Source organism: Reyranella sp. (genome assembly GCF_017305915.1).
Classification (GTDB): Bacteria; Pseudomonadota; Alphaproteobacteria; order Reyranellales; family Reyranellaceae; genus Reyranella.
The window spans coordinates 18,906-43,374 of record NZ_JAFKJN010000038.1 but is presented as its reverse complement, the minus strand read 5'-3'; the positions used below and the strand labels follow the sequence as shown (position 1 = coordinate 43,374).

Annotated in this window: 22 protein-coding genes and 1 riboswitch; of the genes, 8 read left to right on the top strand and 14 right to left on the bottom strand. The window is 68.1% G+C overall.

Annotated features, from left to right (window positions below; all coding sequences use genetic code 11):
* Positions 1 to 63: 63 nt before the first annotated feature.
* Genes J0J01_RS29660 through J0J01_RS29635 form a run of 6 tightly spaced genes read right to left on the bottom strand, consistent with a single transcriptional unit; the run spans position 64 to position 7,249 of the window.
* The gene (locus J0J01_RS29660) at positions 64 to 1,800 is read right to left on the bottom strand and encodes a hydantoinase B/oxoprolinase family protein (RefSeq protein WP_296387236.1); all 1,737 of its coding nucleotides are present in this window, start codon (positions 1,798 to 1,800) and stop codon (positions 64 to 66) included.
* The gene (locus J0J01_RS29655; protein WP_296387235.1) at positions 1,797 to 3,878 is read right to left on the bottom strand and encodes a hydantoinase/oxoprolinase family protein; all 2,082 of its coding nucleotides are present in this window, start codon (positions 3,876 to 3,878) and stop codon (positions 1,797 to 1,799) included. Before J0J01_RS29655 ends, J0J01_RS29660 begins: the two co-directional genes overlap by 4 nt.
* A gap of 9 nt (positions 3,879 to 3,887) precedes the next feature.
* Positions 3,888 to 4,619: an ABC transporter ATP-binding protein gene (locus tag J0J01_RS29650; protein WP_296387234.1), complete on the bottom strand. Its 732-nt coding sequence runs from the start codon at positions 4,617 to 4,619 to the stop codon at positions 3,888 to 3,890.
* The gene (locus J0J01_RS29645; protein WP_296387233.1) at positions 4,616 to 5,413 is read right to left on the bottom strand and encodes an ABC transporter ATP-binding protein; all 798 of its coding nucleotides are present in this window, start codon (positions 5,411 to 5,413) and stop codon (positions 4,616 to 4,618) included. The genes J0J01_RS29650 and J0J01_RS29645 overlap by 4 nt, the downstream gene beginning before the upstream one ends.
* Positions 5,410 to 6,351 carry a branched-chain amino acid ABC transporter permease gene (locus J0J01_RS29640; RefSeq protein ID WP_296387232.1) on the bottom strand — a complete coding sequence of 314 codons (942 nt, stop codon included), beginning with the start codon at positions 6,349 to 6,351 and terminating at the stop codon, positions 5,410 to 5,412. Before J0J01_RS29640 ends, J0J01_RS29645 begins: the two co-directional genes overlap by 4 nt.
* A gap of 10 nt (positions 6,352 to 6,361) precedes the next feature.
* Entirely contained in the window at positions 6,362 to 7,249 is an 888-nt protein-coding gene (locus J0J01_RS29635; protein WP_296387231.1) for a branched-chain amino acid ABC transporter permease, read from the bottom strand.
* A gap of 149 nt (positions 7,250 to 7,398) precedes the next feature.
* Between J0J01_RS29635 and J0J01_RS29630 the strand changes: the two genes are divergently transcribed.
* Positions 7,399 to 8,535 (top strand): ABC transporter substrate-binding protein, encoded by a 1,137-nt coding sequence (locus J0J01_RS29630; RefSeq protein ID WP_296387230.1) that lies wholly within the window; start codon positions 7,399 to 7,401, stop codon positions 8,533 to 8,535.
* A gap of 8 nt (positions 8,536 to 8,543) precedes the next feature.
* On the top strand, positions 8,544 to 9,329 hold the full coding sequence (locus J0J01_RS29625) for an IclR family transcriptional regulator (protein ID WP_296387229.1): 786 nt from the start codon (positions 8,544 to 8,546) through the stop codon (positions 9,327 to 9,329).
* A 152-nt stretch (positions 9,330 to 9,481) separates the two neighbouring features.
* Here the strand turns inward: J0J01_RS29625 and msrB are convergent, their stop codons facing one another.
* The 4 genes from msrB to cofD are packed head-to-tail and all read right to left on the bottom strand — an operon-like array spanning position 9,482 to position 13,832.
* Positions 9,482 to 9,889 carry a peptide-methionine (R)-S-oxide reductase MsrB gene (msrB, locus tag J0J01_RS29620; RefSeq protein ID WP_296387228.1) on the bottom strand — a complete coding sequence of 136 codons (408 nt, stop codon included), beginning with the start codon at positions 9,887 to 9,889 and terminating at the stop codon, positions 9,482 to 9,484.
* Between the two features lie 8 nt (positions 9,890 to 9,897).
* Entirely contained in the window at positions 9,898 to 12,273 is a 2,376-nt protein-coding gene (gene cofH / locus J0J01_RS29615) for a 5-amino-6-(D-ribitylamino)uracil--L-tyrosine 4-hydroxyphenyl transferase CofH (protein WP_365738762.1), read from the bottom strand.
* 40 nt (positions 12,274 to 12,313) lie between these two features.
* Positions 12,314 to 12,874 (bottom strand): DUF2064 domain-containing protein, encoded by a 561-nt coding sequence (locus J0J01_RS29610; RefSeq protein WP_296387227.1) that lies wholly within the window; start codon positions 12,872 to 12,874, stop codon positions 12,314 to 12,316.
* A 1-nt stretch (position 12,875) separates the two neighbouring features.
* Positions 12,876 to 13,832 carry a 2-phospho-L-lactate transferase gene (gene cofD / locus J0J01_RS29605; RefSeq protein ID WP_296387226.1) on the bottom strand — a complete coding sequence of 319 codons (957 nt, stop codon included), beginning with the start codon at positions 13,830 to 13,832 and terminating at the stop codon, positions 12,876 to 12,878.
* Between the two features lie 82 nt (positions 13,833 to 13,914).
* On the opposite strand from cofD, the gene J0J01_RS29600 reads away from it, so the two are divergent.
* The 3 genes from J0J01_RS29600 to J0J01_RS29590 all read left to right on the top strand — a co-directional run bounded on the left by J0J01_RS29600 (position 13,915) and on the right by J0J01_RS29590 (position 17,852).
* Positions 13,915 to 14,991 (top strand): extracellular solute-binding protein, encoded by a 1,077-nt coding sequence (locus tag J0J01_RS29600; RefSeq protein WP_296387225.1) that lies wholly within the window; start codon positions 13,915 to 13,917, stop codon positions 14,989 to 14,991.
* Between the two features lie 123 nt (positions 14,992 to 15,114).
* The gene (locus J0J01_RS29595) at positions 15,115 to 16,803 is read left to right on the top strand and encodes an iron ABC transporter permease (RefSeq protein WP_296387224.1); all 1,689 of its coding nucleotides are present in this window, start codon (positions 15,115 to 15,117) and stop codon (positions 16,801 to 16,803) included.
* Positions 16,800 to 17,852, top strand: a complete 1,053-nt coding sequence (locus tag J0J01_RS29590; protein ID WP_296387223.1) for an ABC transporter ATP-binding protein — start codon at positions 16,800 to 16,802, stop codon at positions 17,850 to 17,852. The genes J0J01_RS29595 and J0J01_RS29590 overlap by 4 nt, the downstream gene beginning before the upstream one ends.
* Positions 17,853 to 17,982: 130 nt before the next feature.
* Here the strand turns inward: J0J01_RS29590 and J0J01_RS29585 are convergent, their stop codons facing one another.
* Both J0J01_RS29585 and cobD read right to left on the bottom strand, forming a co-directional pair.
* Entirely contained in the window at positions 17,983 to 18,813 is an 831-nt protein-coding gene (locus J0J01_RS29585; RefSeq protein WP_296387222.1) for a TauD/TfdA family dioxygenase, read from the bottom strand.
* Positions 18,814 to 18,825: 12 nt separating this feature from the next.
* Positions 18,826 to 19,791, bottom strand: coding sequence for a threonine-phosphate decarboxylase CobD (gene cobD / locus J0J01_RS29580; protein WP_296387221.1), 966 nt, complete (start codon positions 19,789 to 19,791; stop codon positions 18,826 to 18,828).
* Positions 19,792 to 19,814: 23 nt separating this feature from the next.
* On the opposite strand from cobD, the gene cbiB reads away from it, so the two are divergent.
* The gene (cbiB, locus tag J0J01_RS29575; protein ID WP_296387220.1) at positions 19,815 to 20,783 is read left to right on the top strand and encodes an adenosylcobinamide-phosphate synthase CbiB; all 969 of its coding nucleotides are present in this window, start codon (positions 19,815 to 19,817) and stop codon (positions 20,781 to 20,783) included.
* Here cbiB and J0J01_RS29570 read toward each other — a convergent pair.
* Complete coding sequence (locus tag J0J01_RS29570; RefSeq protein WP_296387219.1) at positions 20,770 to 22,191, bottom strand: cobyric acid synthase; 1,422 nt, start codon at positions 22,189 to 22,191, stop codon at positions 20,770 to 20,772. The two genes, cbiB and J0J01_RS29570, sit on opposite strands and share 14 nt — an antisense overlap.
* A 29-nt stretch (positions 22,192 to 22,220) precedes the next feature.
* Positions 22,221 to 22,829, bottom strand: coding sequence for a cob(I)yrinic acid a,c-diamide adenosyltransferase (gene cobO, locus J0J01_RS29565; RefSeq protein WP_296387218.1), 609 nt, complete (start codon positions 22,827 to 22,829; stop codon positions 22,221 to 22,223).
* Positions 22,814 to 23,011, top strand: a riboswitch (cobalamin riboswitch). (Overlaps the previous gene by 16 nt.)
* 35 nt (positions 23,012 to 23,046) lie before the next feature.
* Between cobO and J0J01_RS29560 the strand changes: the two genes are divergently transcribed.
* Together J0J01_RS29560 and cobW are read left to right on the top strand one after the other, a co-directional pair.
* Positions 23,047 to 23,409: a DUF1636 domain-containing protein gene (locus tag J0J01_RS29560; RefSeq protein WP_296387217.1), complete on the top strand. Its 363-nt coding sequence runs from the start codon at positions 23,047 to 23,049 to the stop codon at positions 23,407 to 23,409.
* Positions 23,406 to 24,467, top strand: coding sequence for a cobalamin biosynthesis protein CobW (cobW, locus tag J0J01_RS29555; protein ID WP_296387216.1), 1,062 nt, complete (start codon positions 23,406 to 23,408; stop codon positions 24,465 to 24,467). Before J0J01_RS29560 ends, cobW begins: the two co-directional genes overlap by 4 nt.
* Positions 24,468 to 24,469: the final 2 nt, after the last annotated feature.

Below are 24,469 nucleotides of genomic sequence, written 5' to 3'. Positions count from 1 at the left end.
TTACGGCTTCAACAGCGCGCTGTTGCGTCGCCAGGTCCTTCGCTGCGCTCAGGACGACAGGATCTACTCCGCCGCAATGGCGCGCAGCTTGGTCGTCTCCGCCTGGTCGACCGAGCCGTCGTCGTTGACCGCGACTCCGTAGTCGCGCCGCGCCGACTCGGCTGAGATGAAGCCCTGGCGCACGTCGTCGGCCACCGCCGCTATCGCGCGCCGGCGCGGATTGCCCAGGCCGCCGCCGCCCGGCATCGAGATGATCAGCCGGTCGTTCTTCGGCACGGTCTGCTGGCCCATGCCGCGCAGCTTGGTGCCCGAGTCGAGCGCCACCCGGCCGGCCATGCCGTTCTGGCCGCCGTCGCGACCGCGCGGCGGATGGTCGATGCGGTCGTAGTAGGCCGAGATGGCGAACGGCGCGTCGTCGAGCGTGCCGACCTCCATGATCTGGCCGAGGCCGCCGCGGAACTCGCCGGCGCCGCCGGAATCCTGGCGGTACTCCTTCTTCCACACCACGATCGGCGAGATCGTCTCGTTGACCTCGATCGGCACGTTGCGCACGCCGCTCGGGAAGGCGGTGGCCGACAGCCCGTCCTTGCCCGGCCGCGCGCCGGTGCCGCCGGCATGGAAGCTCATGATGGTGAAGACCTTGGCGTTGACCGTTTCGGCCGGATCGCCGTCGGCCCGGCCCGGGCCGCCTAGTGCCGACAGGTTCCACAGGCACGAGGCGCCCTCGGCCGGCACGCCGCCCGCGAGCGCCTGGTGCAGGCAGCCGAACATCACGTCCGGCAGCATCTGGCCGGTGACGTGGCGACCGGCGACCGGCGCCGGATGCTTGGCGTTCAGGATGCAGCCCTCCGGCGCGGTGATGCGGATCACCTCCAGCGAGCCCTCGTTATTCGGCACCTTGGGCGCCACGATGCACTTCACGCCGAAGCTGGCATAGGCCTCGGTGTAGCAGATCGGCACGTTGATGCCGTGTGCCGACACGCCCGAGGTGCCGCCGAAATCGACGTCGATGCCGTCGGCGCCGATCTTCATGGTGGCGACCAGGTCGATCGGCTTGTCGTAGCCGTCGACCCGCATCGAGAACTTGTACTCGCCGGGCTTGATCTTGCGGATCTGCTCGAGCGAGGCCTGCTTGGACTTCTCGAGGATGTGCGTGCCCAGGCGATCGAGGTCGTCGATGGCGAACTCGTCCATCATCTCGATCAGGCGGCGGCAGCCGATCTCGTTGCAGGTCGCCAGCGAGTAGAGGTCGCCCACCACCTGGACCGGCTCGCGCACGTTGGCGGCGACGATGTCGGTCAGCGTCCGGTCGACCACGCCTTCGCGCGCGAAGTGCATCAGCGGGACGTACAGCCCTTCCTCGTAGACCTGGCGGGCATCGACGCCCATGCCGCGGCCGCCGATATCGACGACGTGGCAGGTCGAGGCGAACAGCGCGACCATCTTGCCGCGCCGGAAGGTCGGCGTGACGAAGGTGAAGTCGTGCAGATGGCCGGTGCCCTTCCACGGGTCGTTGGTCAGGTAGATGTCGCCTTCCTTCATGGTGTGGGCCGGGAAGCGGTCGAGGAAGTGGTAGACCGCGCGGGCCATCGAGTTGATGTGGCCCGGTGTGCCGGTCACGGCCTGCGCCAGCATCGCGCCGTCGAGGTCGAACACGCCGGCGGAGAGGTCACCGGCCTCGCGGGTCGAGGTCGAGAAGCCGGTGCGCATCAGCGCCAGCGCCTGCTCCTCGACGACCGCGATCAGGCGGTCCCACATCAACTGCAGGCGAATCGGCGACAGAGGATCGTTGATGCTCATGGTCCCACCTTTTCCAACAGGATGGCGCCGATCGGGCTCAGCCGCGCGGCGAAGCTCCTCGGCACGATGGTCGTGGTCTCGTCCTCGGCGATGATCGCCGGGCCGGGAATGTGGCTGCCGACCTGAAGGTCGGCGCGATGATAGACCGACACCTCCTTCATGTCCTGATCGGCGGGGTCGTAGACCGAGCGCTTGCCGCGCGCCTTGGCCGGCAGGTCGGCCGGCTGCGGCGGCGTCTTGGGCATCGGCGGCTGCTCGGCGGCGAGCCGCAGCGTCCAGTTCATGATCTCGACGCTGAGGCCCGGGATGGTCCGGCCGAAGGTCGCGGCGTAGCCGTCCTCGTAGAGCTTGATCAGCGTCTCGCGCGATGCGGTCGTGAAGTCGCCGTCGGGCAGGTTGACGGTGATCTCGTGGCCCTGGCCACGATAGCGCATGTCGGCAGTGCGGGTCGCCACCAGCTTGGCGGTCGGCGCGCCGGCCTTCACGACCGCCTCGGCCTCGGCGCGCATCTCGGCGAACAGCGTGTTGACGAACGCCGGATCGAACTTGTCGGCGTCGAGCTGCACGTAGCGGCTGCGCACCACCTCGTAGGCGACCGGTGCCATCAGGAAGCCGACGGCCGAGCCGACGCCCGCGCCCGACGGCACCATGACGCGGCTGATGCCGAGCTTCTCGGCCAGCCGCGCGGCATGGATGGGGGCGGCGCCGCCGAAGGCGATCATGGTGCGGTCCTGCAGCTCCTTGCCGCGCTCGACGGCATGGACGCGGGCGGCGTTGGCCATGTTCTCCTCGACGATCTCGCTGACGCCGAAGGCGGCATCGAGGCGCTTGAGCTGCAGCGCCGATCCGACCGCCTTGTCGACCGCTTCGCCGGCCTTGTCGGGCGAGAGCTTGATCGTGCCGCCGGCGAAGTAGCCGGGATCGAGCCGGCCCAGCACGACGTCGGCGTCGGTCACGGTCGGCTCGGTGCCGCCGCGGCCGTAGCTCGCGGGGCCGGGCTCGGCGCCGGCGCTCTCGGGACCGACATTGATGCGGGAGAGCGAATCGACATGGGCGATCGATCCGCCGCCGGCGCCGATCTCGACCATCTCGATCACCGGGATGCGCAGCGGCAGGCCCGAGCCCTTGAGGAAGCGGTACTGGCGCGCGACCTCGAAGGTGCGCGAATGCTGCGGCTCGCCGTTGTCGATCAGGCAGATCTTGGCGGTGGTGCCGCCCATGTCGAACGACAGGACCTTGTCGAGGCCGCACTGGCGGGCGAGCGCCGCCGCCAGGATCGCGCCGCCGGCCGGGCCGGATTCGACCAGGCGGATCGGGAATTTGCGCGCGGTCTCGAGCGCCGCCAGGCCGCCGCCCGAGGTGATCATGAACAGGGGGCAGGCGACGCCGCGCTGGCGCAGCGCCGCGTCGAGCCGGCCGAGATAGCGGTCCATCACCGGCTGCACATAGGCGTTGGCGACCGCCGTCGACCAGCGCTCGTACTCGCGGATCTCGGGCGAGACCTCGCTCGACAGCGAGATCGACACGCCGGGCAGCGTCTCGGCCAGGATGTCGCGCGTCCGCCGCTCGTGCTTGCCGTCGAGATAGGCGTGCATGTAGCCGATGGCGATCGCCTCGATCCTGGCGGCCTTGAGCTTGGGCGCCAGCGCCTTCACGGCGCTCTCGTCGAGCGGCAGCAGCACGTTGCCGCGGCCGTCCATGCGCTCGGGGATGCCGAAGCGCAGGTCGCGCGGCACCAGCGGCGACGGCTTGACCATGAAGATGTCGTACTGCTCGAAGCGATGCTCGAAGGCGATCTCGATCGAATCGCGAAAGCCCTCGGTGACGATCAGCGCCGTCCGGGCGCCCTTGCGCTCGATGATGGCGTTGGTGGCGAGCGTCGTGCCGTGGATGATGATGCCGAGGTCGGCGGGCTTCAGGCCCGACAGCTTCACGATCTCGTCCAGGCCGGTCAGCACGCCTTCCTCGGGCGCGCGCGGCGTGGTCAGCACCTTGGTGCTGGTCCGCTTGCCGTTCCACTCCAGACACAGGTCGGTGAAGGTGCCGCCGATATCGACTGCCAAACGTGCTTTTTCCATGACCACTCTCTATGCCGCTGATTGCTGGATGTTTCCGCCCAGATAGGCCTGGCGGATGCGCGGATCGGTCCGCACCTCGGCCGCCGGGCCTTCCATGAATTTCCGCCCCTGTTCCATGACCAGCGCGCGGTCGGAGATCAAGAGCGCTCCGCGCACGTTTTGCTCTACGACAAGGACCGTGACGCCGGTCGCCGCGATCTGCTGCACGGTGGTGAAGACGTCGCCCTGCATGCGCGGCGACAGGCCCAACGAAGGCTCGTCGAGCAGCAGCAGGCTGGGCTCGAGCAGCAGGACCATCGCCATCTCCAGGATCTGCTGCTCGCCGCCCGACAGGTTGCCGGCCTCGGTAAGCCACTTCTGGCGCAGCATCGGGAACAGGCCGATGACGCGCGCGATCGCCGGCTCGTGCTTGCCCCCGGTGAGGGTGTAGCAACCCATCTTGAGATTCTCTTCCACGCTCATGGCGGGAAAGTTGCAGCGGCCTTGCGGCACGAAGCCCACGCCCCGCTTGAGTCGTTCCCAGGGCGGCAGCCGCTCGACCCGCTCGCCCTTGAACACGATCTCGCCGCTGAAAAAGCGGTTGGTGCCGTAGATCGCCCGCAGCAGCGTCGACTTGCCGGCACCGTTGCCGCCGATCAGCGTCGTGATGGTGCCGGTGTCGAGCGTCGTCGAGAACTCGCGCACGATCGGATTGTCGCCGTAGCCGGCGGTCACGGAGACGAGGTCGAGCGCCGTGCTCATGCCGCGCCCCGCATCTCGGCCTCGGCCATCTCCGGCGTCATGCCGAGATAGGCTTCGAGCACCCGCGCATCGGTGTGGATCGCGGCGGCGGTGCCCTCGGTCAGCTTGCGGCCCTGCTCGAGCACGATCACCTGATGGCAGAGGTTGGTGATGAACTCGACATTGTGCTCGACGATCAGGAAGGTCTCGCCGGCCCGGTTGAGCTGCTGCAGCGCCACCTCGATCTCGCGGATGCGGGAGGGATTGACGCCGGCCACCGGCTCGTCGAGCACGACGATCCTGGGATGCGGCATCAGCGCGGCGGCGAGCGCCACCAGCTTTTTCTGGCCGTAGGACAGGATGCCGGTCTCGATCTCGTAGTATTTGCGCAAGCCGATCAGGTCGACCAGCTCGGCCGCGCGCTGCTCGGACTGCTCGACGGCGTCGCGATAACGGCGGGTGCGGAAGAATTCGTCGATCCAGGTGGCTTGGTCGAACTGCTGCGCGGCGATCGCGAGATTGTCGCGCAGCGAGAGCCGCTCGTAGATGCGCACGGTCTGGAAGGTGCGCATCAGGCCGGCGCGCGCGATCAGGTGGGCGGGCTTGCCGGTGATGTCGGTGCCGGCCAGCACGACCTTGCCGCCGTCGAGCTTCTGGAAGCCCGAGATGCAGTCGATCGCCGTACTCTTGCCCGAGCCGTTGGGGCCGATCAGGCCGGTGATGCTGCCGGCCGCGACCTCGAACGAGACGCTGTCGAGCGCATGGACGCCCGAGTAGGCTTTGCGCAGGTCGCTCACGGACAGGAGCGCGGTCATTGCAGAGCCTGGCGCATGCGCGCGATCTTGCGTTCGCGCAGCCAGCCGGCGACGCCGGTCGGCATGACGAACATCGCCGCCACCAGGATCACGCCATAGATGATCATGCGGAAGTCGGCGGAGAAGCGCAGCGCCTCGGGCAGCGCCGACAGGGCGATGCCGGCCGCAATCACGCCCCAGAAGCTGCCGGCGCCGCCGATGATCACGATGATCAGGAAGGTCTGCATGTAATAGAAGTCGAGGAAGCCCGGATCGATGACGCGCAGATGGAAAGCGAAGACGCCGCCCGCGGCGCCGGTGATGGCGGCGCCGATCGCGAACGAGGCGAGCTTGTAGGGCATCGGCGAGATGCCCTGGGCGCGCACCAGCGGCTCGTTCTGCTTGATGGCGATCAGGGTGCGGCCGATGCGCGAGCTGCACAGCGCATAGAGGAAGCCAATCGTCGCCACCGAGAAGGCCCAGGCCACCCAGTAGAAGCTCGGCGTGGTTTCGAAGGCGAAGCCGAAGGCCTGCGGCCGCGGGATGTTGGGAATGCCGAGCGGCCCGCGGGTCAGCGTTACCCAATCGCGCGCGATCAGCGCCACCAGGAGCGCGAAGGTCAAGGTCGAGATCACGAAGGCATGGCGGTTGGTGCGCAGGATCGGATAGCCGATCACCAGCGCCAGCGCGGCGTTCAGCAGCGCGGCGTAGACCACGCCCAGCCAGAAATTGCCGCCGAACGTCATCACGGTGAGCGTCGTGGCATAGCCGCCGATGCCCCAGAAGCCGAGCTGCGCGAACGACAGCAGCCCGGTGAAGCCGTAGACCAGGTTCAGCGCGGCGGCGGCGACCGTGAAGATCAGCGCCGAAATGCCGACACCGATGATGTAGTTGGACGACGTGACGAGCGGCAGCGCGGCGAAGGCCAGCGCGCCGAGCAGCGCGAGGAGGAGCTTCATCCGACAGCCTTCATCCCACCCGCATCCCGCCGCGCTTGAAGAGGCCATCGGGGCGCAGGAACAGCACCGCGATCATGATCACGAACACCGCGGCTTCCTGCCAGGCGATCTCGAAGAAGCCGCCGATCCAGCTCTCGACCAGGCCGAGGCCGATCGCCGCCACCACGGCGCCGGGGATGTTGCCCAGCCCGCCGATGATGACGAGAGCGAACGCCTTGAAGATCAGGAACTGGCCCATGTAGGGCGTGACCAGCTGAATGGGCGAGATCGCGGCCCCGGCGAGGCCGCACAGGCCGGCGGCGAGGATCACCGCGTTGCGCGCCACGACGCGCGGGCGGATGCCGACCATCAGCGCGGCGTCGCGGTTCTGGGCGATCGCCCGCATGGCGCGGCCGAACTGGGTGTAGCGCAGCACGAGGTAGAGGCCGGCGAAGGCCGCGACCGCGGCAGCGGCGCCGATCACCCGCGTCCAGGTGATGCGGATCGCGCCGATCTCGACGCCGTCGAAGCCGTACTGCGAATCGACCATGCGCGGCGTCGCGGTGAAGAGGTACTGCATCACGTGGATGATGATGATCGACAGCCCCAGCGTAATCAGGATGCTGCGCTCGAACTCGTCGGGCTTCAGCCGCACCAGCAGCCCCTCGTAGATCACGAAGCCGGCCAGCATGGTGGCGACGATCGCCGTCGCCATCGCCGGCCAATAGAGCAGGCCCATCACCGGCAGCGCGAAGCACATGGCGAAGGCGCCGAGCATGAGGAGCTCGCCGTGGGCGAAGTTGATGATCTCCATGACGCCGAAGATCAGAGACAGGCCGACCGCGATCAGCGCATAGAGCAGGCCGAGCGCGATGCCGTTCAGCGTGAGCTGAAGCAGGTAAACCGCATCGATGGTCATGACGCGCGACGCATTGCAATTACCGGACCAGTCCCGAACCCCAGAAATCGTTGACAGATAATCAAGCTTCTTGCGAACGTGCAAGTCATCGAAACGCCGTGCCTATTATCGGCACGCGCTTTCGGATGGGGACGAAGGGAGATTTTGCGATGAGGACCAGGCTTTGGATGGCGTTGGCCGCCGTTTCGCTTGCCAATCCGGCGATGGCCCAGCAGGGACCGATCGTGATCGGCGTGTCGACGGCGCAGACCGGCCCGGCGGCGACCGCCGCCGAATGGGAGCTGTGGGGCGTCAATCTCGCGGTCGAGGAGATCAACGCCGCGGGCGGCGTGCTCGGCCGCAAGCTCGAGATCATGGTGGTCGACAACAAGTGCAATCCCTCGGAGGCGGTCAACGCCGCCAACAAGCTGGTGGAGGCCAAGGTCGTCGCGATCGAGGGCTCGCACTGCAGCTCGGCCCATCTCGCCAGCATGAAGATCATCCAGGACGCCAAGATTCCGATGATCACCGGCATCGCCTCCAACCCGCAGATCACGACGCTGTCGGGCAAGGGCGGCAACGACTACGCCTTCCGCATCTCGGCATCCGATGCCGGCATGATGCAGGCGCTCGGCATCTATCTCGCCAGCAAGAAGCCGTTCAAGACGGTGGCGATCGTCGCCGAGGATTCCGACTTCGGCCGCGGCGGCGCCGATGCCTTCAAGTCGATCGTCGTCCCGAAGGCCGGCCTCGAGGTGGTGTCGACCGACATCCATCCGCAGAACGCGCCCGACTTCACGTCGATCCTGACCCGCCTGCAGCAGCGCCGGCCGGACGCCATCGCAACCTTCCAGCTCGGCGGCGATTCGCTCAACTTCCTGCGCCAGGCGATGCAGGTCGGCGTGCGCATCCCGTTCACCGGCCGCATCGAGCTCGGCGGCCGCAACCAGCCGATCATCGAGGCCGGCGGCCTCGAGAAGTCGGTCAGCGCCTGGCAGTACAGCGCGCTCGCCGATTCGCCGCAGAACCACGCCTTCGCCGAGAAGATCAAGGTCAAGCACAAGGCCGAGCCCTACCTGCAGACCTGGGCGGGCTACGACTGCATCCGCGTGCTGGCGCAGGCGATCAAGGACGCGGGCAGCACCGACGGCACCAAGATCAAGGACGCGATCAAGGCGATGTCTTTCACCAACGTGATGGGCAAGACCGTGAGGTTCGACGAGTACAACCAGGCCGGCCACTGGGTGGCGCTGCATACCGTGCTGAACAAGAAGGTGACGCTGGCCGAGCTGGTCGAGGTCAAGTAGCGCCGGCGATGTCGCGCCCCGTCAAAGCTGCCGCGGGATCGCAATCGCTCGAACGCGGCCTCGACGTGCTCGAGGTCGTCGAGGCGGAGGGCGCCGACATCGGCGTGCGCGAGATCGCGCGCCGGCTCGACCTCAGCCCGACCATCGTGCAGCGCATGGTGACCTCGCTCGCCAAGCGCGGCTATGTCGACAGGAACGCCGAGAACGCGCGCTACCGGCTCGGCTATCGGGCGCTGGCGCTCGGCGCCAACTCGAGCGGCGCCGGCGCCGACTACATCGGCGCCGCGCGCCGTGAGCTCGAACGGTTGGCGCGCGGCCATAGCCTCAACGGTTTCGTCTCGGTGCTGCATGACGGCCGCGCGGTCTACCTGCTGGCGGTCCAGGCTGAGGGCCCGGTCGCGATCAAGGTGGCGCCGGGCAGCGAGATGCCCTTGCACAGCACTGCGGCCGGCAAGGTGCTGCTGTCGTCGCTGAGCGATCCCGAGGCGCGCAAGCTGCTGGGTCACGGCAAGCTGGCGGCGATCACGCCGCACACCGTGACCGATGCAGCGGCGGTGATCGCGGGCCTCGCCCGGGTGCGCAAGCAGGGCTTTGCCACGGTGAGCGAGGAGAATATTCGCGGCGTGCTGTCGGTCGGCGCGCCGATTCTCGATCGCAACGGCAAGGTGCTGGCGGCGCTGAGCGTGGCGTTCCCGAAGTATCTCGATTCGGCGGTCACGCTGCAGAGCATCACGCCGCACGTGGTCGCCGCCGCCCAGCGCATCTCCCGTGCGGTCGGCGGCATGCCGGGCTAAGCAGTCACTTCCTCCCCTTTGCGGGTTCCGACAAGGGGAGGTGCCCCCGTAGCCGGGGGCGGAGGGGTCATGAGCCGCAGTCGTGTTGCCGCTCATGACCCCTCCGTCGGCGTGAGACGCCGACACCTCCCCATATGAATGGGGAGGAAGGTCTATTTGCCTTCGTCGGCCTTGAAATTCATCGCGACGCCGTTGATGCAATAGCGCTGATGGGTGGGCGGCGGGCCGTCGTCGAAGACGTGCCCGAGATGGCTGCCGCAGGTGGCGCAGTGGACTTCGGTCCGCTCCATGCCGAGGCTGTCATCGGACGACGTCTCGACGCTGCCGGCGACCGGCTCGTCGAAGCTCGGCCAGCCCGTGCCGCTCTCGAACTTGCGCTTCCCCTCGAACAGCGTCGTGCCGCAGCCGGCGCAGGTGAACTTGCCCGGCCGCTTCTCCACGAGCAGAGCGCAGCTCCCGGGCCTCTCCGTCCCGTGCTCGCGCATGATGTAGTACTGCTCGGGCGTCAGCAGCTTGCGCCATTCGGCGTCGCTGTGCGTCACGGGATAGGGCTTGGTCATCGGGACCTCTAGCGCACCCGGGCGGGCGTCCGGGGCTTGGGCAGGACGCGGCGCTTCTCGCTCTCGGTCAACGAGCCGGTCCAGCGTTCGGCGACCTCGAGCTGGACCGGCGCCAGCGCCTTGGCGGCGTGAGCGGCGTCATGGCGTTCCCGGCCAGCATCGCCGTAGAGCGTGGTGCGGATGCGTGGCGATCGGCCGAGATCGGCGATCAGCCGCTCCATCGCGTCGGGCGGCAGCTCCTCGCCGTGCTCGGCGCCAGCAGCGCGGGTGATCGATTCGTTCATCAGCGTGCCGCCGAGATCGTTGGCGCCGGCCTGAAGGCAGACCTTGGCGCCCTCGACGCCCATCTTCACCCACGAGGTCTGGATGTTGGGGATGTGCGGGTGCAGCGCCAGCCGGCCGATCGAATGCATCAGCACGGCTTCGCGGAAGGTCGGGCCCATGCGCGCCGCGCCCTTGAGCGCGATCGGCGCCTCGGCGGCGACGAACGGCAGCGGCACCAGCTCGGTGAAGCCGTCGGTGTCTTTCTGCAGGTTACGCAGGCGCAGGAGGTGCCGCGCCCAATGCACCGGCTTGTCGACATGGCCGAACATGATGGTCGCGGTCGAGCGCAGGCCGACGCCGTGCGCGGCGCGCATGATGTCCAGCCACTGGTCGGTCGAGACCTTGTCGGGGCAGAGGATGTCGCGCACTTCGTCGTCGAGCACCTCGGCCGCGGTACCGGGCAGGCTGCCGAGGCCCGCATCGCGCAGCTCGGCGAGGTAATCGGAGATCGTGCGGCCAAGCGTCGTCGCGCCGTGCCAGACCTCGAGCGGCGAGAAGGCATGGACATGCATGCCCGGGATCTCCTCGCGCACGGCGCGGCAGACATCGAGGTAGTGCTGGCCTGTGTACTCGGGATGGATGCCGCCCTGCATGCAGACTTCAGTGGCGCCGCGGTCCCACGCCTCTTTCGCGCGGCGCACGATCTCTTGCGTGGTGAGGTCGTAGGGTGAGCCACGCAGGTTGGCGGCGAGCTTGCCCTTGGAAAAGGCGCAGAAGCCGCAGCGGAAGTAGCAGATGTTGGTGTAGTTGATGTTGCGCACGACGGCGTAGGAGATGGTGTCGCCCACCACCTGCTTGCGCAGCGCATCGGCGGCTTGCGTCACCGCCGCGAAGTCGGGCCCGCGCGCCTCGAACAGCCGCACGATGTCGCCTTCGCCGAGATCCTCGCCGCGCACCGCGCGGTCGACGATCGGCGCCAGGCTGGTGCTCGGCCGCAGCGCCGGCATCGCCAGCGTCGCCATGTCGGCGGCCGGCATCGCCATCACGAGGCCGGGCTTCCAGTCGTTGTCGCGGCGCAGGCCGCTCGCCGCGCTCATCGCCAGCACGCGCGGGCGCAGGCCCGGATCGATCCACGCCTTGTCGGCGACGTAGCTCGGATAGACGGCGAGCCGCTCGGTCAGCACCTTGCCGTACCGCAGGCTCTCGTTGGCGAGCGCATCGAGCTGCGGCCACGGGCGCTCGGGATTGACGTGATCGGGTGTGACCGGCGAGACGCCGCCCCAGTCGTCGATGCCGGCTTCGATCAGCCGGCCGTAGCCCGGTTCCTGCAGGTTGGGCGGCGCCTGCACCGACAGCGTGTCGCGGAAGATCAGCCGCGCGACGGCGATCGTCCACAGCAGCTCGTCGAACGACGGTTCGGGCGCGTTGGCCATCCGCGTGTCCGGTTTGGCCCTGAAATTCTGGATGATGACTTCCTGCAGATGGCCATGCTGCTCGTGCAGGTCGCGCAGCGCCAGCAACGCCTCGATCCGCTCCTCGCGCGTCTCGCCGATGCCGATCAGGATGCCCGAGGTGAAGGGCACCTTGGCTTCGCCCGCGGCCTTGAGCGTCGCGAGCCGCAGCGCCGGCGCCTTGTCGGGCGCGCCGAAGTGGGGGCCGCCGCGCTCGCCCAGCCGCTCGGCCGCGCTCTCCAGCATGATGCCCATCGAGACCGACGACTTGCGCAGCTTCGCGAGGTCGGCGGCATCCATCAGGCCGGGATTGAAGTGCGGCAACAGGCCGGTCTCCTTGAAGACCAGCGCGCCCATCGCCGCGAGATAGTCGAGCGTCGTCGCGTAGCCCATCGCCTGAAGCGCCTCGGCGGCGGGCTTCCACTTGAGCTCGGGCTTGTCGCCCAGGGTGAACAGCGCCTCGGCGCAGCCGGCCGCCTGGCCGGCGCGCGCGATCTCCAGCACCTGCTCGGGCGTGAGGTAGGCTGCTTCGCCTTTCTTCGGCGGGTGGACGAAGGTGCAGTAGCCGCAGGTGTCGCGGCAGAGATGGGTCAGCGGGATGAACACCTTCTTGGAGAAGGTGACGCGGTCGCCGAAGGCGGCATCGCGGATCGCGGCCGCGTCGCGCATCAGCGACTCGAGATCGCGAGACAGGAAATCAGGCGGCGATTCACGCGACATGGCGGAAGACCCGGTACGCAGGGTGATCGGAAACGAGGGCGGCCAGATCGTCCGGCGTATCGATGTCGCGCGCAAGGCCCGGACGGCGAACCATTGCCGGCTCAATACCCACGCTGCGCGCATGGTCGGCATGGAACGAGGCGCTCGGCCGCGCCGTGGTGAAGGCGAACTTCAGCACCGTCGGCGGGCGCAGCAGCAACGCGTTGGTGCCGCCGTCCTTGGCCTCGGCGATCACAACGTCGCTGGTGCGGCCGGCCTCGACCATCGCCGCGATGTCCGATGCGGCGAGATAGGGCAGGTCGGCCATGACCAGCAGCAGCTCGCGGCCGCCCGCGTCCTGCACGCGGCGTGCAGCCGAGGTGACGTCGGCATTCAGCTCCTGCTCGGCGTTGGCGACCTCGATCTGAGCCAATCCGGCTTCGCGCAGGGTCGCCAGCACATGCTCCAGCATCTGCCGCGCCAGCGCCTCGCGCCCGGCCGGATCGAGCACACCGGACAGGCGGCTCTTGGCACGGGCCGTGGCCTTCATTGGAACGACAGCGATGAGCATGTCAGGAGTGTCGCCCAGACACTGCGAGGTCGTCCACGAAATCGAGCACGTCCCGGGCGACGCGGCGCTTGTCTGCGTCGTTTCGCATCATGGTGTCGGCAACCTTCACCTTCAGCCCCAGCGCCTCGATGTCGCGCGCCAGGGATGCGTCCTGAGCATCGAGCATGAAGCCGTCGACCCATTCTTTATAGTAGCGCGCGACGCCGAGCGCGGAGACGTCGTGGCCGAGCTCGGCCAGCATCTTCGCGGCAGGCCCTTTGATCGCCTGGCCACCGACGATCGGCGTGACGGCGATCTTCGGGGCCCTTGTTTTCGCGAGCGCGGCCTGCACGCCCGGCACCGCGAGGATCGGCGCGACACTGACGAAGGGATTGGATGGACAGACCACGATGCCGCCGAGGTCTGCGGTGTCGAGCAAAGTAGGATGCGCCTTCGCTTTGTCCGCGCCGGCGAAACGCACCGACTTCACGACCGGTTCGCAGCGCAGCCGAACGAACCAGTCCTGGAAGGCGAGCTCGCCTTGGTCGGTCGTGACCATTGTGCGTACCCGATCGTCGGACATCGGCACCATCGCGGACTTCACGCCGAGGCGCGCGGCCAGGTCGCGCATCACCGAAGAGAGGCTCTCGCCGCCGCGCAGACGGCGCGTGCGCTCGATATGCGTGGCGAGGTCCTTGTCGCCGAGGCGAAACCACGTCTCGCCGCCGATCTGGCCGAGCGCCTCCATCACCGTCCAGGTCTCGTCGCGGCGGCCCCAGCCGGTCTCGGGATTGGCGACGCCCGCCAGGGTGTACATCACCGTGTCGAGATCGGGGCAGATGCTGAGCCCGAGATGCTCGAAGTCGTCGGCCGTGTTGACCGCGACCGTGAGCGCATCGTGCGGCAATGTGCCTGCGAGTCCCAACGCAAGCTTGGCTCCACCAACGCCCCCGGCGAGGGCTAGGATTTGTCTCGTCATGCGGGGACCCTATCGCACGAAACATTGCGCTAGGTCTGCAAATCGATCTAGGCTCCGCGCGATCAAAAACAGGGAGGGCGTAATGAAGCTGCTGGCCGTCGCGAGTGTTGCGCTGTGCGCATTGGGATGGTCCGGGTTGGCCGAGGCCCAGGACGCCAAGCTGTGCGACAAGCCGCGCCAGATGGAAGGCTTCAAGACCTGCGCCGACGTCGAGAAGGCCGAGGCCGAGGGTGCCATCGTGCTCTACTCGACCGATCCGGAAGCCGGTCAGGCCAAGCTGGTCGCCGCCTTCATGAAGACCTTCCCCAAGATCCAGGCCAAGTTCTTCCGCCTGCAGGCGGGCGCGCTCTACGCCAAGATCCTGTCGGAGCGCCAGGCCAAGTCGTACCTGGTGGACGTCATCCAGATCTCCGACATGGGCATGATCCTGGACTTCCAGCGCAAGAACGGCTTCGTGCAGTACATCTCGCCGGAGATGGCCGCCTTCAAGCCGGAGTACAAGAGCAAGCCCGAGGGCTACTGGACCTGGGGTTCGGTGATCATGGGCGGCATCGCCTACAACGCCAAGAACACGCCGGAGGCCGAGGCGCCGAAGACCTGGGAAGACCTGCTCGATCCCAAGTGGAACGACGCGATCAACGTCAAGGTCTCGAACTCCGGCCTGCAGCACGGAATCTGGTACATGCTGAAGCCGATCCTGGGCGACGACTACTTCAAGAAGTTCGAGGCCCAGAAGCCGCGCGCCTTCGACTCCTACGTCCAGCAGTACGGCCGCCTGGTCGACGGGCAGGACAAGGTGATCATGGGTGCGCAGTATTCCGGTGCCGTCGAGTTCACCGCCAAGGGCGCGCCGATCGGCTTCGTCTTCCCGGAGAAGGGCCTGCCGGCGGTGTCGGAGACCTACGGCATCGTCGCCGAAGGCCCGCATCCCAACGCCGCCAAGCTGTTCATGGACTGGTTCCTCTCGCCGGTCGGCCAGAAGGCGCTGGCCGAGGCGCTGGCGCTGCATTCGCCGCGCGAGGACGTGCCGCCGCCTCCGGGCGCGATACCGCTCACCAAGATGAAGCTGCTCATCCCGGCCGACTGGGACGCCTTCGAGAAGGACCGCCCGAGCTTCGCCAAGGAATGGGACCGCATCGTCGGCGCCCGGCGGCGCTAGCTTGACGGTCGCTGTCTCCTTCGAACTCCTCTCCCCCGCTAGGCGGAGAGGTGGGGAGAGGGGGCATCAGGTGATGTCTGTAACCCCCTCTCCTAACCTCTCCCCCTATCGGGGGAGAGGGACATGAACATGAAGCCGCGCTTCAACTGGCAGCCGGTCGTGTCGGCTGCCGTCATCGTCGTGGTCGCCTTCCTCGTCCTGCTGCCGCTGGTCTTCCTGGTCGAGGAGTCGCTGAACGTCGGCGATCCGATGGCCTTCCCGCCGCAGGAATACGGTTTCAGGAACTACATCGCGATGTTCGACGAGGACATCAACGTCCTCTTCAACACGGTGATCATCGCCGTGGTGGCGACGATCATGGCGATCCTGATCGGCTTCACGCTGGCCTGGATCCTGACCCGCACCAACGTGCCGGGCCGCGAGCTGCTCGAGCGGCTGATGGAGCTGCCCTATTACATGACGCCGCTGGTCGGCGCGCTCGCCTGGAGCGTGATCGCCGGCCCCAAGAGCGGCTTCGTCAACCAGATCTGGAAGGCGTGGGGCGGCAGCGGCGACATCGTCAATGTCTACGGCTATTTCGGCATCGCCTGGATCATGGCGCTGTTCGAGGGCACGGTCGCCTTCGTCATGATCTCGGCGTCGATGAAGTCGATGGACCCCGCGCTCGAGGAATCGGCGCGGGTGATGGGCGCCTCCAAGCTTCGCACCATGCTGACGGTGACCCTGCCGCTGGTGATGCCGGGCGTGCTGGGCGCCACGCTGTTCGTGTTCGCCGAGATGCTGGGCTCGTTCGCCGCCGCGCTGGTGATCGGCATCCCGGCGCGCATCTACGTCATCACCACCGCGATCTGGGATTCGACGCTCAGCTATCCGCCGGACTACGGCCGCGCCTCGGCGATGGGCCTGTCGCTGTTCGTGGTGATGTTCGCCATGCTCACCTTCTATCGCTGGCGCATCAACAAGGGCAGCTACGCCACCATCACCGGCAAGGCGTTCCGGCCGCGGCCGATGGACATGGGCAAGCTCGCCTGGCTGCTGCTCGGCGTCTGCCTGCTCTACGTCGTGCTGGCCGTGGTGCTGCCGCTGGCGGCCCTGATCATGACCTCGCTGCAGCGCTTCGCGACGGTGATCCTGAGCCAGGCCGAATGGACGCTCGCCAACTACCAGACGGCGCTGTCGCTGGGACCCATCCGCGGCGCGCTCGGCAACAGCCTGATGCTCGGCTTCGGCGTCGCCTCCGTCGGCGTGATCCTGATGGCTCTGCTGGTCTGGATCATCTACCGCTCGCGCATCAGGGGCAGCGGCGCCATCGAATACCTGGTGATGTTCCCGCAGGCCGTGCCGCGCCTGGTGTTCGGCCTCGCGCTCCTGTGGGCGTGGCTCAACATCCCGATCCCGATCTACGGCACCCTGTGGCTGCTGGCGCTCGCCTATCTCACCGTGATGCTGCCGCTCGGCGTGCGTACACTGGCCGGCGTGGTGCTGCAGATCGACAAGAGCCTCGAGGAATGCGCCCGCGTCTGCGGTGCCGGCTGGGCGTACCAGATGCGTACGGTGACCCTGCCGCTGCTGCGGCCGGGCATCCTGGCGGCCTGGCTGCTGATCTTCATGGCCTGCGTGCGCGAGCTGGGCACGTCGGTCTTCCTGATGGGCCCGGATGCCCGCGTGATCGCGCCGTCGATCGTGTCGGCCTTTGCCTCGAGCGGCACCGAGCTGACCGCGGCGATGGCGCTGATCCAGACCGCCACGGTGGTGGTCGCATTGGTGATCCTGTTCCGGCTGACGCGCGGCGTGACCAAGGAGATGTCGTGAGCACGACGCGTATCGAAGTGAAAGACCTGGTCGTGCGCTACGGCGACGCCGTGGCCGTGAACGGCGTCAGCTTCACCGTCGGCAGCGGCGAGCATCTGACGCTGCTCGGACCGTCGGGCTGCGGCAAGACCACGACCTTGCGCGCCATCGCCGGGCTGGAGCAGCCGTCGGCTGGCAGCATCTACATCGAAGGCCAGGCGATGTACGACGCCGCGGCGCGCCGCAATGTGACGGCGGAGCAGCGCGGCGTGTCGATGGTCTTCCAGTCCTACGCCGTGTGGCCTCACATGACGGTGTTCGACAACGTCGCCTACGGCCTGCGCGTTCGCAAGAAGAGCGCCGCCGACATCAAGGCTGCCGTCGAACGCGCGCTCGATCTGGTGCAGATGCGCCATCTCGCCGACCGCGGGGCGTCGAAGCTGTCGGGCGGCCAGCAACAGCGCGTGGCGCTGGCGCGCGCGATCGCCTTCTCGCCGACCGTCGTGCTGTTCGACGAGCCGCTCTCCAATCTCGACGCCAAGCTGCGCGCCGAGATGCGGGTGGAATTGCGCGAGCTGCAGCGGCGGCTCGACATCACCTCGGTCTATGTCACGCACGACCAGGAGGAGGCGCTCGCCATCTCCGACCGGGTGATCGTGATGAATGTCGGCGTGATCGAGCAGATCGGCGCGCCGCAAGAGATCTACAACAGGCCGAGCAGCCGCTTCGTCGCCGACTTCGTGGGCTCGGCCAACCTGATCAAGGGCAAGGTCACCAGCCCCGGCACCTTCGAGGCCGAAGGCGGCACGATCCTGAAGACCGTCGGCGGCACGTCAGGCAACGAGGTGGCGGTGCGCACCGCCTACATCGACCTCGTCCCGCAGCCCGGCGACAACCAGCTCCCCGGCACGGTGCGCCAGCGCATGTTCCACGGCGATTTCGTGCAGTACATCGTCGAATGCGCCTGCGGCCGGGTGATCGTGCGCCGCCCGCCGGTCAACCTGCTCGACGAAGGCGCACCGGTGACGCTGAGCTTCTCGCCCGAGCATACGGTGCTGTTGCAGGGCTGAACCAATAGCCAGAAATGCCGAAATTGATTTACGGCATTTATGGCTATGGTTTTTGACGCGAATCCCCGCCCACCTGAATGGAGAGGATTGTCGGAAAACGGTGAGGTCGGCCAAAAACGGCTGAAACGGCTTAAACGGGCGCGGTCCCGGCAACCACGACGCGATGCATCAGCCGCCGCTCGCCCTCGGGATAGTCGGCGTTGGCCTTGTGCATGGTGCAGCGGTTGTCCCAGATCACCACATCGCCCTGGCGCCAGACATGGCGATACTGGAAGCGCGGCTCGATCGCATGCGCGATCAATTGGTCGAGCAGGGCGTCGCTCTCGGCGCGCTCCATGCCGACGATCTGCTCCATGCGGTTGGCGTTGAGGTAGAGCGCCTTGCGGCCGGTCTCCGGATGCGTGCGCACCAGCGGATGGGTCGCCTCGGGCATCGCCTTCATCTCCGATTCGGGGCGGCGCGACACCCGGTTGGTCTGGCGGCTCGACTGGTACTTGTGGACCACCTGCAGGCCGTCGATCCGCGCCTTCATCTCGGGCGCGAGCGCCTCGTAGGCGGCGTACATGTTGGTGAACTGCGTGTCGCCACCGCGGCTCGGCACCATCACGCCGTAGAGCATGGTGAGCGAGCAGGGCTCGCGCATGAAGCTGTCGTCGGTGTGCCACGAGGCGCCGTTGACCAGCTTCTTGCCGTCGCCCAGCTCGTCGCGGTCCTCGCTCGAGATGATGTTGACCTCGTCGCACTCCGGCGTCGATGCGAGCTGCAGGCGCTTCACCGGTACGCCGAAGCGCGCCATGGCATCGCGGAAGGCGACCGGTGGGAGCTTCTGGCCGCGCACGCACAGCACGAGATTGTCATGCAGCGCATCGACCAGCGCCGCCTGCGTGTCGGCCGTCGCCGTGGCGAGGTCGATGCCCTCGACCGCGACGGCCATGTGGGGGCCGAGCTTCTGCTGCTGCATGCCCAAGGGTTATCAAACGGCGAGGGCGGCGGCCAGCCGGCCGAAAGCCTCGTCGTTGCCAGGCAAACCGAAACGCAACAGATCCGCCGCATCGGCGAAGGCACGGACATGGATGCCCCGCTGGCCCAGCCGCTGCACGAAAACCGCCGCCGACGGATGGCGCGCCAGACGGAACAGCAGGGTGCCGCCGGCGATCTCGAAGCCCGCGCCGCGCAGCAGGCCGTCGAGCCGCGCGCTGTCGGCCACCAGCCGCTCGCGGGCGGCGCTGAGCCAGGCGCCGTCGTTCAGCGCCTGGCGGCCGATCTCGAGCGCCGGTCCCGGTACCGACCACGGCCCGAGCTCCTCGCGCAGGCGCTGAGCCATGTCGCGGTGGGCGATGGCGAAGCCCAGCCGCACGCCTGCCAGGCCATAGGTCTTGCCGAACGAGCGCAGCACGACCGCGCGTTCGGGCAGGTCGCCGGCGAGACTCATCTCGCGCGGCAGGAAGTCGATGAAGGCCTCGTCGACCACCAGCAGGCCTTTGACCTTCGCCAGCTCGGCCGGCGAGACCAGCCGGCCAGTCGGGTTGTTCGGATTGACCACCACGACCACGTCGGCGTCCTCGAGCGTCGGCACGATCCGCACCTCGTGCCCGGCGCGGCGCCAGCAGACCTGGTGCTCCTCGTAGGTCGGGCCGACGATCGCAATCCGGCTGCGCGGGACAAGCCGCGGCAGGAGCTGGATCAGCGCCTGCGTGCCCGGGGCGGCGACGATCATCGTTTTGGAGGCGACGCCGTAGCGCGCCGCGGCGGCATCGAGCAGCGCCTCCTCGGCGGCACGGCCGGGCAGGCGCGTCCAGGCCGTCTCGGGCACGGCCGGCACCGGGTAGGGCACCGGATTGATGCCGGTCGACAGGTCGATCCAGGGCCGCGGGGCGTCGGGAAAGCGCCGCGCGGCCTCGCCGAGGTCGCCGCCATGGACGGTCGGTTTCGGCGCCATGGTCGCCGTGCTAGGCAAAGTGCATGTCCCTCGGTCTCGCCCTGATTGCCGGCGCCGTCGAAGCCTGTGTCGGTTATCCGGACGCCCTCTATCGCGCGATCGGGCACCCGGTTACCTGGATCGGGCGGCTCATAGCATGGGTCGACGAGCGGTGGAATTCGGAAGGCGAGAGCGGGCCGCCGCAGAAGCTGCTCGGCGTCATGCTGATGCTGGCTCTGGTGACCGGCGGCCTGCTGATCGGCCTGGTGATCACGCGCGTTTGTTTCGCCGTGCTCGGGCCGTGGCTGGCGCTGATCCCGCTCGCGATCCTGACCGGCAGCCTGCTGGCGCAGCGCAGCCTGCACGAGCATGTCGAGGCGGTCGCCGATGCGCTGGGCAAGGGGCTCGAGCAGGGCCGCGAGGCGGTGGCGATGATCGTCGGCCGCGACACCACGAGCCTCGACGAAGCCGGGGTCTGCCGCGCCGCGATCGAGAGCCTGGCCGAGAGCTTCTGCGACGGCATCGCCGCGCCGATGTTCTGGATCGCAGTTGGGGGTCTGCCAGGCGGCATCGCCTACAAGGCGATCAACACCGCCGACAGCATGATCGGCCACAAGACCGACCGTTACATCGACTTCGGCTGGGCAGCGGCGCGCATCGACGATGTCGCGAATTGGCCGGCGGCGCGATTGGCGGCGGTGTGGCTGGCGGCGGGCGCATTCTTCGTGCCGGGCGCCTCGCCGTCGAAGGCGCTCACCGTTGCCTGGCGCGACGCGGGCAAGCACGATTCGCCCAATGCCGGCTGGCCGGAGGCGGCGATGGCCGGCGCACTCGGTCTGCGCCTGATGGGCCCGCGCACCTACGACGGCGAGATGGTGCAGAAGGGCTGGATGGGCGACGGCCGCTTCGCGCTCAAGGCCGCCGACATTCGCGCCGCGCTCAAGCTCTATCGCGCCGCCTGCGGCGTGCAGCTCGGCGTGCTCGCGGTGCTGTTCGGCCTCACCTTTCTCTAGCCAGCGCCAGCAGCCGGTCGCACGCGACGTATGTCTCGATGTGGTCGGCGAGGAGATCGAGCGTCGCGTCGACATCGGCCTCGTAGTCGAAGCCCGAGGTTTGCGAGCCCAGCTTCGCCAGCCAATGCCGCCGCTGGCGATCGTCGGTCAGCAGGCCGTGGATGTAGCAGCCGGCGATGCGCCCGCTCACCGCGCCCTGGTCGTGCCCGTCGAGCGCAAACATCGGCGTTGTCGCGCCAGTCGTGCGGCCGACATGCATCTCGTAGCCCTTGAACGGCACGCCCTCGGCCTGGCCCGCGACCTCGACCAGCACCTTGTCGCCGGTCAGCGTGGTCTCGACCGGCAGCAGGTCGAGCCCTTCGACCGTTGACGGCGGCCCCTCGATGCCCTGCGGATCGGCAACGCTGCGGCCGAGCATCTGATAGCCGCCGCAGATGCCCAACACGCGGCCGCCGCGCCGCACGTGCGCCTTGAGGTCGATGTCCCAGCCGGCGTCACGCAAGGCGGCGAGATCGGCGATGGTCGCCTTCGAGCCCGGCAGGATGACGAGCGCCGCGTCGCCGGGAATCGCCTCGCCCGGCCGCACGAACACGAGATCGACGCCGGGCTCCAGACGCAGCGGATCGAAGTCGTCGAAGTTGGCGATGCGCGGATAGGCCAGCACCACGATCTTCACGCCCGCGCCCCGGTTCGTGGTCGGCAGCCCGAGCGCATCCTCGGCCGGCAGACGATGGGCCTGCTCGAAGAACGGCAGCAGCCCGAGCGCCGGCCAGCCGGTGCGGCGTTCGATGTCCTTCATGCCGTCGGCGAACAGCGAAGGATCGCCGCGGAAGCGGTTGACGATGAAGCCCACGATCATCGCCGCATCGGCCGGATCGATGACCGCTTGAGTGCCGACGAGGCTGGCGATCACGCCGCCACGGTCGATGTCGCCCAGCAGCACCACGGGCACGTTCGCCGCGCGGGAAAAACCCATGTTGGCGATGTCGGCGGCGCGCAGGTTGACCTCGGAGGCCGAGCCCGCGCCCTCGACCAGCACGAGATCGGCTTCGGCGCACAGCCTGCCGAAGCTCTCCAGCACCGCGCCGAGCAGCTTGGGCTTCATCGCCTGGTATTCGCGCGCCTTGGCGGTGCCGACGACCTTGCCCTGCACCACGACCTGCGAGCCGATCTCGCTCTGGGGCTTCAGCAGCACCGGGTTCATGTGCACGCTGGGCGGCACGCGTGCGGCGCGCGCCTGCAGCGCCTGCGCCCGGCCGATCTCGCCGCCGTCAGCGGTGACCGCCGCGTTGTTCGACATGTTCTGCGGCTTGAACGGCCGCACCTCGAGGCCGCGTCGCGTGAAGGCGCGTGCCAGTCCCGCGACGACCAGCGACTTGCCGACGTCCGAGCCCGTGCCCTGGATCATCAGAGCTCTCGGACGAGCTGGGGCGGCCATCAGAATTCGATGCCTTCCTGTGCCTTCACACCGGCAGCGAAGTGATGCTTCACCGGAGTCATCTCGGTGACGAGGTCGGCGGCCTCGATCAGCTCCGGCTTGGCATTGCGGCCGGTGACGACGATGTGCAGGTCGCGCCGCCGCGCCTGCAGGGCGGCGACCACCGCCGCGATGTCGAGATGCTCGTAGCGCAGCGAGATGTTGAGCTCGTCGAGCACGATCATCCGGATCGCCGGATCGGCCATCATCTTCTGCGCCGCAGCCCAGGCGCGCTCGGCGGCGGCGACATCGCGGGCGCGGTCCTGCGTCTCCCAGGTGAAGCCTTCACCCAGCGTGTGCCATTCGACCTGGTCGCCGAATCGCTCGATCGCCGTGCGTTCCCCCGACTGCCAGGCGCCCTTGCCGAACTGCACCACGCCGCAGCGGAAGCCGCGGCCCAGCGCCCGCAGTAGCAGGCCGAAGGCGGCGGTCGATTTGCCCTTGCCCTTGCCGGTATGGACGATCAGCAGGCCCTTTTCGACGGTCTTGGCCGCCACCTCGGCATCCTGCGCGGCCTTGCGATTGGCCATTTTTGCCTTGTGGCGGGCTTGGTCGATTGCCTCGGTCATGCGGCCACGCTATCAAGCGCCCGACGGAAAGGGAACGCGGTGCACGCCGCGGCTGCCCCCGCAACTGTGATCGGCGAGCTTCGGGCCAAGACACCACTGGTCGTCCCTCAAGGGTAACCGGGAAGGTGGTCCGCGGCGGCGACCCGAGAGCCAGGAAACCTGCCGTCGGAGAGCGAATTCACTGGCGCGGGGAACCGCCAAAGGGAAGCAGGATCGAGTGTCGACTCTTTTCGTCTGCATCACGTGTCGCCGCGAGGGTGACCCGCCGGCCGATATCCGGCCGGGTGCGCGCCTCTATGCGGCCCTGAAGGCCGAGGCCGGGGACATCGACGTGCAACCCGTCGAGTGCCTGTCCAACTGCACGCGGTCCTGCACCGCGGCGGTCGCGGCGCCGGGCAAGTGGACCTACGTCGTCGGCCATCTCGATCCCGATCGGAACGTCCCCGACATGGTGCATTTCGCGCGTCTCCACCAGGCCAGCGCCGACGGTCTCACAGCCTGGCGCGACCGGCCGGTTCACGTCCGCAAGAACACCATCGCGCGCGTCCCGCCGATGCCCATCGTGAAGGAGCCTTCATGAGTACTCTCGCCAAGGTGCCCTGCACCATCGTCACCGGCTTCCTGGGCGCCGGGAAGACCACGCTGGTCCGCCACGTGCTGGAGAACGCCGACCGCCGCCTCGCGGTGATCGTCAACGAGTTCGGCGATGTCGGCATCGACGGCGAGATCCTGAAGAGCTGCGGCGTCGAGAGCTGCCCCGAGGACGCGATCGTCGAGCTGGCCAACGGCTGCATCTGCTGCACCGTCGCCGACGATTTCGTGCCGGCGCTGAAGGGCCTGCTCGACCGGCCGAACCCGCCCGAGCACATCGTGATCGAGACGTCCGGCCTGGCGCTGCCCAAGCCGCTGGTCAAGGCCTTCAACTGGCCGGAGATCGCTTCGCGCGTCACGGTCGATGGCGTGGTCACCGTTGTCGACGGGGCCGCCGTCGCCGCCGGCCGCTTTGCCGACGATCCCGAGGCGATCGCGCAGCAGCGCGCCAATGACAAGTCGCTAGCGCGCGAGCGCGCTAGCGACCGATCGCTCGATCACGACAATCCGCTGGAGGAGGTGTTCGAGGACCAACTGCTCTGCGCCGACCTGGTGATCCTGAACAAGGCCGATCTCATGACCGGCGCGCAACGGCAGGAGGTCACGGCGGAGATCGGCAAGACCCTGCCGCGCGTCGTGAAGGTGATCGAGGCGCAGAACGGCCAGGTGCCGATCGCCGTGCTGCTTGGCCTCGGCGCCAAGGCCGAGGCCGATCTGGAGAGCCGGCCGTCGCATCACGAGCTCGAGGGCGAGCACGACCACGACGACTTCGACACCTTCATTGTCGACCTGCCCGCCTTCGACTCGCCGCAGGCCGTGGTCGACCGCCTGACCAAGGCGGCCGCCACCCACGACATTCTGCGCATGAAGGGCTTCATCGACATCGCCGGCAAACCGATGCGGCTGCTGGTGCAGGGCGTCGGCAGCCGCTTCCAGCACCAGTACGACCGCCGTTGGGCCGCCGCCGCGCCGCGCCGGGGCCGACTGGTGGTGATCGGCGAGAAGGGCCTCGACAAGGCGGCCATCGAAGCGCTGATTCTGGGCTGAAA

Excerpts from the sequence above, each read along its gene's own strand:
- J0J01_RS29585 (WP_296387222.1), bottom strand. The coding sequence starts at position 18,813 with ATGCAGCAGCAGAAGCTCGGCCCCCACATGGCCGTCGCGGTCGAGGGC.
- cobD (WP_296387221.1), bottom strand. The coding sequence starts at position 19,791 with ATGGCGCCGAAACCGACCGTCCATGGCGGCGACCTCGGCGAGGCCGCG.
- cofH (WP_365738762.1), bottom strand. The coding sequence starts at position 12,273 with ATGCGCGACGCGGCCGCGATCCGCGATGCCGCCTTCGGCGACCGCGTC.
- J0J01_RS29635 (WP_296387231.1), bottom strand. The coding sequence starts at position 7,249 with ATGACCATCGATGCGGTTTACCTGCTTCAGCTCACGCTGAACGGCATC.
- J0J01_RS29650 (WP_296387234.1), bottom strand. The coding sequence starts at position 4,619 with ATGAGCACGGCGCTCGACCTCGTCTCCGTGACCGCCGGCTACGGCGAC.
- J0J01_RS29625 (WP_296387229.1), top strand. The coding sequence starts at position 8,544 with ATGTCGCGCCCCGTCAAAGCTGCCGCGGGATCGCAATCGCTCGAACGC.
- J0J01_RS29630 (WP_296387230.1), top strand. The coding sequence starts at position 7,399 with ATGAGGACCAGGCTTTGGATGGCGTTGGCCGCCGTTTCGCTTGCCAAT.
- cobO (WP_296387218.1), bottom strand. The coding sequence starts at position 22,829 with ATGACCGAGGCAATCGACCAAGCCCGCCACAAGGCAAAAATGGCCAAT.
- J0J01_RS29610 (WP_296387227.1), bottom strand. The coding sequence starts at position 12,874 with ATGCTCATCGCTGTCGTTCCAATGAAGGCCACGGCCCGTGCCAAGAGC.
- cbiB (WP_296387220.1), top strand. The coding sequence starts at position 19,815 with ATGTCCCTCGGTCTCGCCCTGATTGCCGGCGCCGTCGAAGCCTGTGTC.
- J0J01_RS29570 (WP_296387219.1), bottom strand. The coding sequence starts at position 22,191 with ATGATCCAGGGCACGGGCTCGGACGTCGGCAAGTCGCTGGTCGTCGCG.
- cofD (WP_296387226.1), bottom strand. The coding sequence starts at position 13,832 with ATGACGAGACAAATCCTAGCCCTCGCCGGGGGCGTTGGTGGAGCCAAG.
- J0J01_RS29600 (WP_296387225.1), top strand. The coding sequence starts at position 13,915 with ATGAAGCTGCTGGCCGTCGCGAGTGTTGCGCTGTGCGCATTGGGATGG.
- J0J01_RS29660 (WP_296387236.1), bottom strand. The coding sequence starts at position 1,800 with ATGAGCATCAACGATCCTCTGTCGCCGATTCGCCTGCAGTTGATGTGG.
- J0J01_RS29595 (WP_296387224.1), top strand. The coding sequence starts at position 15,115 with ATGAACATGAAGCCGCGCTTCAACTGGCAGCCGGTCGTGTCGGCTGCC.
- J0J01_RS29640 (WP_296387232.1), bottom strand. The coding sequence starts at position 6,351 with ATGAAGCTCCTCCTCGCGCTGCTCGGCGCGCTGGCCTTCGCCGCGCTG.
- msrB (WP_296387228.1), bottom strand. The coding sequence starts at position 9,889 with ATGACCAAGCCCTATCCCGTGACGCACAGCGACGCCGAATGGCGCAAG.
- J0J01_RS29645 (WP_296387233.1), bottom strand. The coding sequence starts at position 5,413 with ATGACCGCGCTCCTGTCCGTGAGCGACCTGCGCAAAGCCTACTCGGGC.
- J0J01_RS29655 (WP_296387235.1), bottom strand. The coding sequence starts at position 3,878 with ATGGAAAAAGCACGTTTGGCAGTCGATATCGGCGGCACCTTCACCGAC.
- cobW (WP_296387216.1), top strand. The coding sequence starts at position 23,406 with ATGAGTACTCTCGCCAAGGTGCCCTGCACCATCGTCACCGGCTTCCTG.